Raw genomic sequence first — 14,509 nt, forward strand, 5'->3', positions numbered from 1 at the left:
GGTACCCCCGGTGGGACTCGAACCCACACTGTGGCGATTTTAAGTCGCCTGCCTCTGCCATTGGGCTACGGGGGCGTGCTGCTCCATGCTACGGGACCAGTGGGCATCCGTCGCAGACCAGCCGAGGGGGTCCATCCGCGGATGGACCCCCTCGACTGACACGTGTTTCGCGGCCTACTTGGCTGCGATCACCTTCTCCGCAGCGGCATCCTTCTTCGCCTTAACCGGCGCCTTCGCAGTGACTGCCGGAGCGGCAGCAGCCGCAGCCGGCGGCTTCGGACGCGACGCGAACTCCTCGAATGCGGCGCGCGGCTCGAGAGTCGCGGCAAGCGACACGATGTCGCGGCCGAGCCACAGGTTATTCCACCAACCCCAGAACACGCGGAATTTGCGCTCCCAGCTGGGGATGGCCAATCCGTGATAGCCGCGATGCATCACCCAAGCGGGCAATCCCGTGATTCCGAGCTTGCCCTTCTGGAACACGCCGATACCGAGGCCGATACCGGCTACCGCGCCGGCAGGCTTGTGGAAATAGTCGCGTACGCCCTCACTCCGCAGTGTCGCGACGATGTTCTTGGCCAGCGTCTTGCCCTGGCGAACCGCATGCTGTGCGTTCGGCACGCAGTACCCGCCGACGCCGAAGCCGGAAAGGTCGGGAACAGCAGCGACGTCGCCGGCCCCCCACGCGTCTGGAATGAAGTCGTCTTCGTCTCCCACTCGCAGGTCGGCGCGCACCTTGAGGCGCCCGCGCTCCTCGATCGGCAGGTCAGTGTGGCGGATGATGCTCGGGTTCGCCATCACCCCGGCCGTCCAAACGATCAGGTCTGCATCGAAGCTCTCCCCCGTCGACAACTCGATCCGACCGTCGACGGCGCTGGTCAACTGCGTTTCCAAGTGGATTTCGGCCCCGCGCTGAGCAAGATTCTTGATCACCCAATAGCTGGTCGGCAGCGACACCTCCGGCATGATCCGGCCCATCGCCTCGATTAGGTGGAAATGCGTCTCCTCGAACGACAATTGCGGATAGCTCGACAGCAGCGCGCTGGCAAATGAGCGCAATTCGCCGAAAATCTCGATGCCCGCGAAGCCACCGCCGATGACAACGAACGTCAGGAGGCGCTCGCGCTCCGGGCCTGGCGGCAACGCCGCAGCCTTGTCGAAGTTCGTCAAGACGCGATCGCGGATGGCGACGGCCTCTTCAATGTTCTTCAGTCCGATCGCCTGATCGGCAACGCCCGGAATCGGGAACGTGCGGCTCACAGCGCCGGCGGTGATCACGACGATGTCGTACTCCAACTCCCACGGCTCACCGAGCGCGGGTGTGATCGTCGCCTTTTTCTCGGCATGGTTCACATAGGTCACCTTGGCGGTGATCACCGTGGTCTTCTTCAAGTGTCGGCGCTGAGCGACGACAGCATGACGCGGCTCGATAGAGCCGGCGGCAACCTCGGGCAGGAATGGCTGGTAGGTCAGGTACGGCAGCGGGTCGACGACCGTGACGTCTGCCTCACCGTTACGCAGCCACTTCTCGAGCTTCCAGGCCGTGTAGAAACCGGCGTATCCGCCGCCGACGATCAGGATTTTGGGCACAGTAGAGCGTCTCCTCAAAGAAAAAGTATCAGTTCAATCTACCCCCACAGCCAGCAGCCCAGAAATTGAGCCGCCTCACACGGTCACACGACGGCCGATGCCCATGCCGACTCAGTCGACGCCGTAGTCCGGGCAACGGCAGATGTCCGGCGACCAGTCCGCTCGCTCCAGCGAGCGGTCTCCGATCGGGTTCACTCCCGGTCCAGCCGCAAGTGCGTGCGCAGCAAGTGCGTGCAGGCACTTCACTCGCGTTGGCATGCCTCCGGCCGAGAATCCTGCGATCTCCTCGACGAACTCAATGCTTTCGCGATCGGCCAGGTACGCGGCGTGAGCGGATGCGTATTGCTCGCGCACCGCAGCATCCGCCTCGACAAGCTCGCCGAACTCGACCATCACATGCGTTGCTTCCAGTTGCGAGATAGCCGCCGTCGCGGCGGGATGGCTCAGGTAATACAGCGTCGGAAACGGCGAGCCGTCTGCCAGCCGTGGTGCTGTTGCAACCACGGTCGGCGCCCCGCAGACGCAGCGCGCTGCAATGCCGATCACGTTGCGGGCAGGTCTGCCCAACTGGGCTGACACGATGGCGATGTCCCGGTCGGTGAAGGGCTCGAATGGGGGTGTCGTCATGGATCACCCGGCCGGGTTCGAGATCGGAAGGGTGCCGACCGGCTGAGTGCTGAGGCCTGCGGTCATGACAGAGTCGAACAGGGAACCAAGCCAATCGCTCTGCGTCTTCTGAATGGAGCTGCTGACCGGTGTTGTGTCCTTCTTCGCGGCCGCCGGCCGATCATCGATCACGAGATAGCTCGTCTCGCCGGGCATCACGTAGAGCAGTCGATCGCGCGCCTCCGCACGGATGTAGCTGGGGTCGCTCCACCGGGCTTTGTCAGCGTCGAGCGCCTTCACTTTCGAATGCAGTGCCGCATTGGCAGCCTGCACATCGGCGATCTGCTGACGCTGCTGAATATACTGCTGCAGAGTCGGCGCGACAACGAGCACGCCCAACACGAGAATTCCCATCATCAGAAACGTGAACCATGAGAATCGGATGCCGCGCAACCATCCGCGCGTCGGGTCCTCCGCCGCCATCGCAGCCTCCTGTCAACGTCTAGGCCAAACGAGCCTAACCCGGCGCCGCCCAGAGGTCGCGGATGCCGCGCGGGTCTCGATACGCCTGCTCGCCCTTCGGCTTCGCTCAGGGACCGAAAGCTCGCGGGCTACTCGACCACCGGTGCCGTTGGTCGAGTAAGGAGCGCTAGCGACTGTATCGAGACCGCGTGAGCTGATCGGTCGGGGGTCTCGACACGCCTGCTCGCCCTTCGGCTTCGCTCAGGGACCGAAAGCTCGCGGGCTAGACGACCACCATTGAGGGGCTACGCGGTGAAGCGCGGGAATGCGCCGCGGCCGGCGTAGACCGCCGCGTCACCGAGTTCCTCTTCGATGCGCAGCAGCTGGTTGTACTTTGCGACGCGCTCGCTGCGTGCCGGGGCCCCAGTCTTGATCTGTCCGCCGTCGGTCGCGACCGCAAGGTCGGCGATGGTGGTGTCTTCGGTCTCGCCGGATCGGTGCGACATGACGGTCGAATAGCCGGCGCGCTGCGCGAGTGCGACAGCATCCAGGGTCTCGGTCAGTGTGCCGATCTGGTTGACCTTGATGAGCACGGAGTTCGCTGCGTGGCCGGCAATGCCCCGTGCGATCCGTGTCGGGTTGGTCACGAACAAATCGTCTCCGACCAGCTGTACCTTGCCGCCGATGTGGCCGGTCAGGTGTGTCCAGCCCTCCCAGTCGTCTTCGGCGAGCGGGTCTTCGATGGTCACGAGCGGGTAGGCAGCGAGCAGCTCGTCGTAGTACGCGGTGAGGTCGGCGGCACCGATCTTCTTGCCCTCGAACGTGTATGCGTCGTCTGCGAAGAATTCGCTGGAGGCGACGTCCATTCCGAGTGCGACGTCCGTTCCCGGTGTGAACCCTGCCGCGGTGATCGCCTCGACCAGTAGATCGAGCGCTGCCCGATTGCTCGAGAGGTCCGGCGCGAAGCCGCCCTCGTCACCGAGGCCGGTGTTCAGACCTTGCTTCTTCAGCAGCGCCTTGAGGCTGTGGTAGGTTTCGGTGCCCCAGCGCAGGGCCTCGCGGAAGGTCGATGCGCCGATCGGCAGGATCATGAACTCCTGGATGTCGACATTGTTGTCTGCGTGCGCGCCGCCATTGATCACGTTGAGCATCGGAACCGGCAGCGTGTGGGCGTTCGGGCCGCCGAGGTAGCGGAACAGCGGAAGGTCCGCCGAGTCTGCTGCGGCCTTGGCGACGGCAAGACTCACGCCGAGAATGGCATTCGCGCCCAACCGACTCTTGTTCTGTGTGCCGTCCGTCTCGATCAAGGCCGCATCGACGAGTCGTTGCTCCGATGCCTCATAGCCTTCGACTACTGGGCCGAGCTCGTCAAGAACTGCGTCGACCGCTTTCTCGACGCCCTTGCCGCCATAGCGGGCCTTGTCACCGTCGCGCAATTCGTATGCCTCGAACGCGCCGGTCGATGCACCCGAGGGCACAGCCGCGCGTGCGACGGTGCCGTCTTCAAGCAAAACCTCGACCTCGACGGTCGGGTTGCCCCGCGAGTCCAGAATTTCACGTGCACCAACAGCCTCGATCTGAGCCACAACTATCTCCTTGGTTTCGTGCGGTGGAAATTGAAAACGTCGGAATGATCCGCGAGCAAGTCTAGTGACGCACGGTCAGCGGTTTGAATTCGAGCGCCGCATCTGCCGCGGCTTCGGCGTCGACCAGCGCGAACGACCCGTAACCGGATGCCGCTGCCCGCTCTAGAAGTCCCTTCAGATTCTTCGTGCGGCGCTCCAGCCGCACGCGCTTGCCGTCCGCTATCAACGAAATCTTCAGCGCCACTAGGCGGGTCAGGGGTACATCACTGTCGTGCACGAGCACGACAGAGTCGGCCACGGCATCCGCGGGGGTTTTGACGAGGTCGGCGATCCGTTCGAAGCCGATCGAGAACCCGGTCGCCGGCACATCGGTGCCGAGGAAGCGGCCGATCATGCCGTCGTAGCGCCCACCGCCGCCGAGTGAATAGCCGAGGCCGGGATGCTGGATTTCGAAGATCGCCCCGGTGTAGTAGCCCATTCCGCGCACGAGGTTGTGCGAGAAGACGAGAGGGAGCTCCGGCGCCACGAGAGCAACGGCGTCGCGGATCGCACGCAATTCTCGGTAGGCGTCTTCGTCGAGCCATGGCACCAACGCCCTCGTGTTGAGCAGGTTCCAACCGTCATTCGGCAGCCCAGCGAGGTTCTCACGTGCGGTTTGCGAACGTTCCTCGGCAAGCAGGCCCTGCTCGACGAGTTCGGCCACAACACCGTCGACGCCGATTTTGTCCTCTTTGTCGATCGTGATCAGGGCACGCTCATAGTCGCGCTCTGCGATCTGCCACGAAGCGACCAACTTGCGCAGGATGCTGCGGTGATTGATACGGATGCGGCAACCGCTGATTCCGAGGGCGCGCAACGTCGCTGCGGTCGCCGTGATCAACTCGATCTCCGCAAGCGGACCCGGCTCGCCGATGATGTCGATATCACACTGAACGAATTGGCGATAGCGACCCTTCTGCGGGCGTTCAGCGCGCCAGACGGGCGCGATCTGTATCGCCTTGAAGACACCCGGGAGTTCGGCGCGATGCGTCGCGTAGAAGCGGGCCAACGGTACGGTCAGATCGAAGCGCAAGCCCAGATCGGTCAGCGAAGCGATGTCGTCAGCTGCCGCAGCGCGAGCAACGGTCTCCGCATCGAGCCCTCGACGCAGGATGCCGAATGCGAGCTTTTCGTTGTCGCCGCCGAGCCCCGAGTGCAACCGAGCGGCGTCCTCGACGACCGGAGTTTCAATCTCATCGAATCCGTGCGCGGTGTAGCTGCGCCGGATTGTGGCCAGCGCATGCTCACGGCGCGCCTTCTCTGCCGGAAGAAAATCACGCATACCGCGGGGAGGATTCACGTCTCGAGCCATACGGACAATTCTGGCAGAGGCGATTCCGGCCGAGCATCTGCGGCCGAGCGCCCGCGGCCGAGCGATTCGGTCGGAGTCGCGTTTTACGAGATCCGGGCGGCAATTGTCAGGCAGAGAGCGTAAAATGAAGTTGTTGTCGCCCTGAGCACGCTCCCCCGCGTGTCGGCGGCGTCCCCAACGGGACCTGGCTTGAGTCGGACGTGCACCAATTGAGCGCTCGTTCGCTGTCGGATACGCAGGGTCGACGTACTCGAAAGCCGTACGGTGAGAAAATGGGTCCTCTCATCGGAAGATTCGGATAACCGAAACGTCGGCCGCGGTAGCTTCCGCGCGCAGTGTCTTCAGAGCGCGGTGTCTTCCGCGCGCAGCGTCTTCCGCGAGCAGCGTCTTCCGCGAGCCGCGTCTTCAGCGAGCAGCGGCACCCGTTTCGCGCAGTCGAATCTCTTCCTGAAGGCCGCGCAGTCTCACGCGTAGCGCGCGTTCGGCGTCCAGACCTTGCGACCGTGCGGATGCGACGATTGCCAACAGCAACTCGCCGAGTTCACTCTCATCGGCAAGGGGCGCCCCCTCGGAGCCGACTCCGTCGTGATCGCCGCCCGCGGGCCGTGCGCCGACCAGTGCCGCCCGTCCGAGCAATTTGTCGGCGAGCGCAAGAGCAGGCATTCCTTGAGGGATGCCATCGAGCACACTCGTGCGCGTCTTCTTCTCGGCTGCCTTCGCCGCGCTCCACAGCCGCAGCACCTCTTCGGGGGTGCGAGCGACCTCGTCGCCGAACACGTGCGGATGCCTGCGCACCATCTTCGCCGTCACCCGTTCTGCGACGTCCTCGATGTCGAAATCCTCACCAGCTGTGCGAGCGGCGATCTCGGAGTGGAACGCTACCTGCCACAATACGTCTCCGAGCTCCTCCATGATTTCGTCCGCCGTACCGGCCTCAATGGCGTCGACGAGTTCGTAACTCTCCTCGATGAGGTAGGGCACGAGCGACGCGTGCGTCATCCCCTGGCTCCACACGCATCGATCGAGCACGGCAGCCATCGCAGCCGCGAACGCATCCAGTTTCGACCCAGCTCCACTAACGGAATCATCGAGTGCATCGAACTGGGTCATCTGGCCGGTCCCTTCACGCTTGTTCATCATCTCACCCACGTTCTTGCACCGCGCAAGCACGTGCGCTCTAGACTGGGCGACGGAGTGCCGGGAAGTCTGGTCGGCCTGCGGAGACCGCAGTACGGCCGGCGGCATTTCGCTCCGGGCCGAAGCAGAATTCTCGACAGGAGAACCGTGAGTCTCATTCGTTCGGAACGCTCGGCGGCGGCACTCCTACTCGGTGCGGCCGTACTGGGTCTTATCTTCGCCAACACGGCCATGGGACCCAACTTGCTCGCCCTGCAACATGCCCAATTGAACATTCCCGGCATCAATCTCGACCTGTCGGTGGGGCATTGGATCAGTGATGGATTTCTCGCTGTCTTCTTCTTCATCGTTGCAGTCGAACTCAAACATGAGCTCGTCGCCGGTGAGCTGAACAGTGTGCGCAAGGCGGTGCATCCAGCCATCGCCGCGATCGGCGGCGTCGTCGTGCCCGCACTGATCTACTTCGCCTTCACCGCCGGCGGCCGATACACGCAGGGCTGGCCTGTGCCGACCGCGACCGATATCGCATTCGCACTCGGAGTGCTCGCCGTCTTCGGCCGCGGCCTGCCCAATCGACTCCGAGTCTTCCTGCTCGCACTTGCTGTCTTGGACGACCTGATCGCCATTGTCATCATCGCCGTGTTCTTCACTTCGAATCCGAATCTGGGGATGCTTGGGCTCGCCGCGATCAGTGCGCTCGCGTTCGCTCTGCTCAGCCGGATGCTGCGCGGACGAATGCGCGTTCCGCTCGCGGTCATCATGGTGTTGCTGGCCGTGCTCACCTGGGTGCTCGTCTACCGCTCCGGCGTGCACGCCACGATCGCCGGCGTCGTGCTCGGGCTGGTCATGGCACGCACTCCGGCGCGGCGCGTCACGCATGCACTCGAACCGTGGTCCAACGGACTGGTCTTGCCGCTGTTCGCGTTCTCGGCCGCCCTGGTGCCGATCCCTCAGGTTTCCGTCGGGCAGTTGGCTGCGCCGTTCTGGGGCATCCTGGTCGCGTTGCCCGTCGGCAAGCTGATCGGCATCACCCTCGGCGGCTGGCTGGGCTCATTCATCGGCCGGCGCGGGCAAGCGCCGAAGATCAGCCTGCGGGCGTTGCTGGTCATTTCCTCACTGGGTGGCATCGGCTTCACGGTGTCCCTGCTCATGAACGAGTTGGCCTTCAGGGAAAGCCAAGAGATCATCGACGAGGGCACGCTTGCCGTGCTGCTCGGATCCGGAGTGTCGATCGTGCTTGCGGGCATCCTGGTCTCGGCCCTCGCTCGTCGGTATCGACGGGAGCATCCGCGTACCGCGATACAGGCCGTGAAAGGAACCGCCTAGAGCGCGCGGTGCTGGCTACCGGGTGCGACGATGGCCATCGTGATGGCGCCGACGATGATCAGGAGCAGCACCAAGCCGAGTATGAATCCACCCGCGCTGCCGAGATTGACGGTCCACCCGACGCCGAAGCGCTTGGGCACGAAGACGGCGGGGTCATTCCTGTTGACGTAGATCAGCCCGCCCTTCCAATAGCGATCGTCGTCTGGGGCGTCGATCGCGCGGTCGGACCGAGCGGTTCCGCCGGTGGCCGAACCGCCGGCGCGCGCACCAACCTGTGAGCGCGCCATCGACCGCGAGTAGCGGACAACGAACACGACGAGCAGTGCGGCGATGAGCACGATCAGCCCCGCCGGGAGCACGATGAACAGCACATTCGATTTCGGCGCGAACCATCCTGCGAGGGTCAGCGTGCAAATCATCAGGGTGATCACCAAGCCGAGCTGCCCGAGCATCGACACGAGCAGGCGGCGCTGCACATCCGCCCGATGCGCAGCCTCTTCTAGCGAGTCGGACGTGATGGTCCGCCCCGTCGTCAGCCGGCCCAGGTACGAGGCCGCGAACAACAGGGCGACGAGCCCCAGACCGATCAGCACCGGACCGAACACCGACCAGACCGACTTGGCGGCGTATCCGTTGATTTCGCCCGCAGCGTTCCAATGCACCGGCACCGGGTCGGGCAAGCTCGAGTACGCGACAGCGCCGATCACGATGGTGACAAGCAACAGAAGGACGGAGACGATCGCCCAGCCGATCGGTGGGCGCGGGGACGCGAGCGCCGTGACATCCGCAGTCAACCGAACCGGGACTCCCTCGTACCACCGGCCGGCGCGTTTCGCTCGCAAGATCGACGAGCGCGCCACAAGGTATGCGACGGTACAGAGCACCAGGAGCCCGAGAACAGGTACGGCGAGCGCGAGAGCCGCTTGGTCTGCGAGAAATACGGTGCCGGCGACGGCGAGCACCCAGCATCCGACGATCGCGATGCGATAGCGGCGCACAGCAGTGCGGATGACCGGCTCGCCGATCCGGTCATGCGGCACACTGACGCCGAGCGGCACCGTTGGATGCACGATCGCGGGCATCGCGAACAGTAGACCCGCGATCAGGGTGCAGATCAGCAGGCTGAAGAACAGAACCAACCACGTCATGCGCGGCCTCCTTTGACGTTGTGGCCGAACCCGGCAAGCAGGTCGGCCACGGACTCGGAAATCCGGGAAGAACTGAGCCCCTGTGCACTCGCCTCGGCGAGCAGGGTGGTGAGTCTGGCCCGCCAGTCGTCAACGAATTCACTCGACGCCGGACCGCTATCGGGTCCGCGCGCGATGACGGAGCCGGACTTGTGATTGGTGCGGATCAGGCCCTCCTGCCTCAGCAGGTCGTAACCTTTGCTCACCGTTGCGACGTTGATGCCGAACGACACCGCCAGCTGCCGCACGGAGGCGAGCTGTTCCCCCGGTTCGAGACGACCGGCAGCGATGCCCTCGACCACGCGGTCGCGCAGCTGCTGGTAGAGCGGCACATCGGACAGCGGGTCGATGTCGATCTGCATTGCGCCTCCAGCTCTCCGTCACACCATCTGCGCTATCTGTTCTGGTAAAGATAACACAGATTAGTTGCGACGGCGGTTGTCGAGTAGCCCGCGAGCTTCGGTCCCTGAGCGTTGTCGAAGGGCGAGCGCGCGTATCGAGACCTCGTTATGGGGTCTCGATACGCTCGTTCCTCGCTACTCGACCACCGAGGAAGTCTCCTTGACCGGGAAGATCGCATCCAGCACCTGCGTCGTCCAGCCGATCAGATCGGCGTCGGCGAGCGCGTCCCCATTGATGCGAGGCATTGGAACGAGCACGGCATGCTGCGCTGCGAGGTAACGCGAGCCGGGGTACATCCGCTTCAAGCGCACCTGAATCGAGTCGGCCAGTGCTGCCGGCGCTACGCGCAGATTCGAGCCCATTGCGACGACATCGCTGAGACCGGCTCGTTGCGCATGCCGACGTAGTCGCGACACGGCAAACAGGTTTTGCACCGCCAGCGGCAGCTCGCCGTAGCGATCGGTCAACTCATCGTGCACGTGCTCAAGTTGGTCGTCTGCCGCATTCGGCGCGCTGGCGGCAGACAGCTTCTGATATGCCTCCAAACGCAGCCGCTCGCTATCGACATAGTCTTCTGGAATGTGGGCGTCGACCGGCAGCTCGAGCCGCAGCTCGGTCTGCCCCTCAGCAACGTCGCCCCGGAACGCGCCGACAGCCTCGCCGATCATCCGCAGATACAGGTCGAAGCCGACTCCCGCGATGTGCCCGGACTGCTCCCCGCCGAGCAGGTTGCCCGCACCGCGGATCTCGAGGTCTTTCAGCGCGACCTGCATGCCGCTGCCGAGCTCGTTATTCGCGGCGATGGTCGAGAGCCGGTCGTGCGCAGTCTCGCCAAGCGGCTTGTTTTCGTCATAGAGGAAGTAGGCGTACGCCCGTTCGTGTCCGCGGCCGACGCGCCCGCGCAACTGGTGCAACTGGCTGAGGCCATATTTGTCTGCACGATCGATGATGATGGTGTTCGCGTTGGCGATGTCCAGCCCGGTCTCGATGATGGTCGTGCAGACCAGCACGTCGAATTTGCGCTCCCAGAAGTCGACGACGATCTGTTCGAGCACGTGCTCGGGCAATTGGCCGTGCGCGACGGCGATGCGCGCCTCCGGCACCAGCTCTGCCAGATGCGCGGCGACCCGGTTGATACTGGATACCCGGTTGTGAACGAAGAAGATCTGGCCCTCGCGCAGCAACTCGCGTCGGATTGCCGCACCGGTCTGCCGATCCGACGATGGGCCGACGAAGGTGAGAATCGGATGCCGGTCCTCCGGCGGCGTCGCCAGCGTCGACATCTCGCGGATACCCGTCACCGCCATCTCCAGTGTGCGAGGGATCGGCGTTGCACTCATCGCCAGAATGTCGACGTTGGTCTTCAACTTTTTCAGTGCATCCTTGTGCTCGACCCCGAAGCGCTGTTCCTCGTCGATGATGACAAGACCCAGATCCTTGATCGTGATGCCGGCGGTCAGGAGCCGATGGGTGCCGATGACGACGTCGACCGTTCCATCGGCGAGGCCGCGTATCGTCTCGGCTGCCTCACGGTCGCTCTGAAACCTGCTGAGCGCGCGCAGATGAATCGGGAAACCAGCGAAACGTTCCTGGAAGGTCTCGAAGTGCTGCTTGACCAACAGTGTGGTCGGCACCAGCATGATCACCTGTTTGCCGTCCTGGACCGCCTTGAATGCGGCACGCACAGCGATCTCGGTCTTGCCGAAGCCGACGTCGCCTGAAATCAGTCGGTCCATCGGGATCGGCCGCTCCATGTCTGCCTTGACCTCGTCGATGGTCTGCAGCTGGTCCGGGGTCTCCACGAACGGGAAGGCCTCCTCCAGCTCGCGCTGCCATGGGGTGTCCGGTGCGAACGCGTAGCCCTTGCTGGCCATCCGCGCCGAATACAGCTTCACGAGTTCGACGGCGATGTCGCGCACCGCCTTGCGTGCCCGGCCCTTGGCGGCCGACCAGTCGCTGCCGCCCATCTTGCTGAGAGCGGGCGACTCACCTCCGACGTAGCGCGTGAGCAAGTCGAGTTGGTCGGTCGGCACGTAAAGTTTGTCGCCGGGAAATCCGCGCTTGGACGGCGCATATTCCAGCACCAAATACTCGCGCTTGGTCTTCACGGGTTTGCGCCCGCCGCTGGAAACCTCGCGCTGCGTCAGTTCAACGAATTTGCCGATGCCGTGCGTCTGGTGCACAACGTAGTCACCGGTATTCAACTGCAGCGGATCCACGACGTTCTTGCGTCGCACCGCGAGCTTCTTGATCTGCCGCGAGTCGTAGCCGATGGTGCGGCCGTAGAACTCGGTCTCGCCGATCAGCGCGATCTTCTCGCTCGGAAGTTCGAAGCCGTGGCCGACGACGGCCCGCACCAGATAGGCGATGCCGGGTTCGGCGTCATCCGGATAGTCCTCCACCACACGCGCGGCGACACCGTTTTCAGCCAGCACATCGGCGGCGCGCTCGACAAGGCCGATGCCCTCCGCGGCGATCACGACGCGCCAGTTGTCTGTCAACAGGGCGGCGATGTGATCGAGAGCGCCGGTGACGTTGCCCTGGAAGCTGGGTACGGCATCCGCTTGAATGCGCACCGTCAGGTGTTCTTCGATCGTGCGTTCCTCCGGCAGCACCTCGCCGGAGTCGAAATTGCTGAGAGTCCACCACGGGTGCGCGGCGGCAGCGGGGCCGGCCTGCAGCCGTTGCGCGGACTCGCGCAGTGCGCCGAGCGTCAAGAAGTCGCCGGAAGCCAGGTCGATCGGCGCCGCCGCACCAACGGTGGCAGCGCTCCAGGCTGCAGACAGAAATTCACGATTCGTCTCAGCCAGGCTGACGGCCCGCGACGCGACCCGTTCGGGTGAGATGACCGCGATGGCGGCACCGGCAGGCAGATAGTGGGTCAGCGGCACCAGGCGATCGACGAGCGCAGGTGCGAGCGACTCCATCCCTTCAACCGGGATGCCTTCGGCAATTTTGGCGAGCATGCCGGAGAGATTGGGAAATTCGCTCGCCATCTCGCGGGCGCGTTGCCGCACTGCAGTGCTGAGGAGGAGTTCACGGCTCGGCGGCAGTGTGACGGCGCTGACTTCCTCGGGCAAGGAGCGCTGGTCTGCCACCGAGAAAGCGCGAATCTGCTCTACCTCGTCCCCGAAGAAATCAACGCGATACGGATGCTCCGCCACCGAAGGGAACACATCGAGGATGCCGCCGCGCACCGCGAATTCGCCGCGGCGGGTGACCATGTCGACCCGTGAGTACGCCAGGTCGACCAGCTGCAGCGCAATGGCGCCGAGCTCATTCCCGCGACTGCCGACTCGCAACGTGACCGGTTCACGCTCGGTGAGGTTGTCCGCAAGCGGCTGGAGGGCCGCCCGCACCGACGCGGTGACAACCAGCGGCCGCTGCCCAGTGGCCGCACCTGCTGCGTCGTTCCAATCGTGCATGCGTCGTAATGCGGCGAGTCGGCGACCGACGATTTCAGCACTCGGGCTCAGCCGCTCGTGCGGCAAGGTCTCCCAGGCTGGAAAGTCGAGGATCTCCGCCGACGGAAGCAGTCCAGCGAGGGTGGCTCGCAAGCCTTCCGACTCGCGCCCGGTCGCCGTGATCACCAGCATCGACCGCAAGCCCTCGGGCCGTTTGCCGAGCAGGCCAGCCAGCAGCGGGGCACGAAGGCCATCGGTCAGAGAGAAGTCGGCGTCGCGTGCGGCGTGCGCAAGGGCGTTATCGAAAGTTTGGGCGCGCGAAAGCGCACGTGTTAAGCCCTCAAGGATCACTCGTCTAAGTGTACGGGGGTGCACAGACACGGCACCGTGGTGTGCTGTGCCGAGCGCTCACGTGCTCCTGCGCTCGCGTACTCCCGTGCTCCCGTCGAGCGGGAGATAGACGCCGACGGAAATATATCGACATGCATGGAATAGTCTGCGACCCCATGCGTTTGCATACACGTACGTATGGAACCGATCCATCACACCATGAGGAGAATTGCCCGATGACAACAACTACGGCCACCACTGAGATCCCCGGCTACAGGGCCGGAACCTGGACCATTGACCACGCGCACAGCGAGATCGGGTTCAGCGTCCGGCACATGATGATCAGCAAGGTCCGCGGTAAGTTCAACACGTTCTCGGCGACGTTCGTGACCGGTGAGAACCCGCTCGACTCGAGCGTCACAGCATCCGCTGAGGTTGAGTCGATCACGACAGGCGACGTGAACCGCGACAACCACCTGCGCACCAACGATTTCTTCAATGCGCCTGAATTTCCGACGATCGAGTTCGTCTCGACAGGCGCACGCGTCGTCGACGGTGACTACAAGGTCGACGGTCTGCTGACGATCAAAGGCACGACGAAGCCGGTGACCTTCGACTTCGAGTTCGGTGGCTTCGGCACGGACCCGTACGGCAACTACAAAGCCGGCGCAACCGCGCACACCACCGTCAACCGCGAGGACTTCGGCCTGAGCTGGAACGCAACGCTCGAGACCGGTGGCGTCTTGGTCGGCGACAAGGTCACGATCACGATCGAACTTGAGGCTGGCCTCGACAGCGAGTAAAGCGCATCCTCGCAAGCCTGTCATGGGCCCGGCGACTGCAGCGCAGTTGTCGGGCCTTTCTGCACCAGGTGTGCGGATTCATTCGAGCGACGCGCGATCGCCGTGCCCGATCCTGCACGGTCGGGCCGGCACCCGCGCATCCTCGGTGTGGCCTCCGCGGGTTTGCAGGCTCCTGCTTCGTATCCGGAGCAGGTGTGGTTGCTGGAGGTGACCGCGGTCGACTGACTGGTGGTCGGGGGTACCGGTCGAGTGGTGAACGCGGGTCTGGATACGCGTACTCGCTGCGCTCGCGCGCTACTCGACCAACGGGGGGCCGGTGGTCGAG

Annotated in this window: 11 protein-coding genes and 1 tRNA gene; 2 read left to right on the plus strand and 10 right to left on the minus strand. The window is 64.1% G+C overall.

The window, feature by feature from the left end; translation table 11 throughout:
- Window positions 1–2: 2 nt before the first annotated feature.
- From QU604_RS15185 to QU604_RS15215, 7 genes are all read right to left on the minus strand, one after another.
- Window positions 3–75 (minus strand) — tRNA-Leu (locus QU604_RS15185).
- Between the two features lie 99 nt (window positions 76–174).
- A complete protein-coding gene (locus QU604_RS15190; RefSeq protein ID WP_308465460.1) occupies window positions 175–1,590 on the minus strand; it encodes an NAD(P)/FAD-dependent oxidoreductase in 1,416 nt (471 codons plus the stop codon).
- 111 nt (window positions 1,591–1,701) lie between these two features.
- Window positions 1,702–2,217, minus strand: a complete 516-nt coding sequence (locus QU604_RS15195) for a DUF501 domain-containing protein (RefSeq protein ID WP_308465461.1) — start codon at window positions 2,215–2,217, stop codon at window positions 1,702–1,704.
- Window positions 2,218–2,220: 3 nt separating this feature from the next.
- Complete coding sequence (locus QU604_RS15200) at window positions 2,221–2,679, minus strand: FtsB family cell division protein (protein ID WP_308465462.1); 459 nt, start codon at window positions 2,677–2,679, stop codon at window positions 2,221–2,223.
- A 284-nt stretch (window positions 2,680–2,963) separates the two neighbouring features.
- Entirely contained in the window at window positions 2,964–4,244 is a 1,281-nt protein-coding gene (eno, locus tag QU604_RS15205) for a phosphopyruvate hydratase (RefSeq protein WP_308465463.1), read from the minus strand.
- Between the two features lie 61 nt (window positions 4,245–4,305).
- Window positions 4,306–5,595, minus strand: coding sequence for a histidine--tRNA ligase (gene hisS / locus QU604_RS15210; RefSeq protein ID WP_308465464.1), 1,290 nt, complete (start codon window positions 5,593–5,595; stop codon window positions 4,306–4,308).
- A gap of 405 nt (window positions 5,596–6,000) precedes the next feature.
- Window positions 6,001–6,735: a nucleoside triphosphate pyrophosphohydrolase gene (locus QU604_RS15215; RefSeq protein WP_409349970.1), complete on the minus strand. Its 735-nt coding sequence runs from the start codon at window positions 6,733–6,735 to the stop codon at window positions 6,001–6,003.
- A gap of 144 nt (window positions 6,736–6,879) precedes the next feature.
- Here QU604_RS15215 and nhaA point away from each other — a divergent pair, with 144 nt between their 5' ends.
- A complete protein-coding gene (nhaA, locus tag QU604_RS15220; RefSeq protein ID WP_308465465.1) occupies window positions 6,880–8,058 on the plus strand; it encodes a Na+/H+ antiporter NhaA in 1,179 nt (392 codons plus the stop codon).
- On the opposite strand, the gene QU604_RS15225 is transcribed toward nhaA, so the two are convergent.
- From QU604_RS15225 to mfd, 3 genes are all read right to left on the minus strand, one after another.
- Window positions 8,055–9,206 (minus strand): DUF1648 domain-containing protein, encoded by a 1,152-nt coding sequence (locus tag QU604_RS15225; RefSeq protein ID WP_308465466.1) that lies wholly within the window; start codon window positions 9,204–9,206, stop codon window positions 8,055–8,057. The genes nhaA and QU604_RS15225 overlap by 4 nt on opposite strands.
- Window positions 9,203–9,607 (minus strand): GntR family transcriptional regulator, encoded by a 405-nt coding sequence (locus QU604_RS15230; RefSeq protein ID WP_308465467.1) that lies wholly within the window; start codon window positions 9,605–9,607, stop codon window positions 9,203–9,205. Before QU604_RS15230 ends, QU604_RS15225 begins: the two co-directional genes overlap by 4 nt.
- Window positions 9,608–9,781: 174 nt before the next feature.
- Window positions 9,782–13,402 (minus strand): transcription-repair coupling factor, encoded by a 3,621-nt coding sequence (gene mfd / locus QU604_RS15235; protein ID WP_308465468.1) that lies wholly within the window; start codon window positions 13,400–13,402, stop codon window positions 9,782–9,784.
- A gap of 215 nt (window positions 13,403–13,617) precedes the next feature.
- Here mfd and QU604_RS15240 point away from each other — a divergent pair, with 215 nt between their 5' ends.
- Complete coding sequence (locus tag QU604_RS15240; protein WP_308465469.1) at window positions 13,618–14,184, plus strand: YceI family protein; 567 nt, start codon at window positions 13,618–13,620, stop codon at window positions 14,182–14,184.
- Window positions 14,185–14,509: the final 325 nt, after the last annotated feature.

Source organism: Rathayibacter sp. SW19 (assembly GCF_030866825.1).
Taxonomy (GTDB): Bacteria; Actinomycetota; Actinomycetes; order Actinomycetales; family Microbacteriaceae; genus Rathayibacter_A; species Rathayibacter_A soli.

Bases quoted from the DNA above. Each gene is read 5' to 3' on its own strand.
- QU604_RS15230 (WP_308465467.1), bottom strand. From the start codon at position 9,607: ATGCAGATCGACATCGACCCGCTGTCCGATGTGCCGCTCTACCAGCAG.
- hisS (WP_308465464.1), bottom strand. From the start codon at position 5,595: ATGGCTCGAGACGTGAATCCTCCCCGCGGTATGCGTGATTTTCTTCCG.
- QU604_RS15200 (WP_308465462.1), bottom strand. From the start codon at position 2,679: ATGGCGGCGGAGGACCCGACGCGCGGATGGTTGCGCGGCATCCGATTC.
- QU604_RS15215 (WP_409349970.1), bottom strand. From the start codon at position 6,735: ATGATGAACAAGCGTGAAGGGACCGGCCAGATGACCCAGTTCGATGCA.
- QU604_RS15240 (WP_308465469.1), top strand. From the start codon at position 13,618: ATGACAACAACTACGGCCACCACTGAGATCCCCGGCTACAGGGCCGGA.
- QU604_RS15225 (WP_308465466.1), bottom strand. From the start codon at position 9,206: ATGACGTGGTTGGTTCTGTTCTTCAGCCTGCTGATCTGCACCCTGATC.
- QU604_RS15195 (WP_308465461.1), bottom strand. From the start codon at position 2,217: ATGACGACACCCCCATTCGAGCCCTTCACCGACCGGGACATCGCCATC.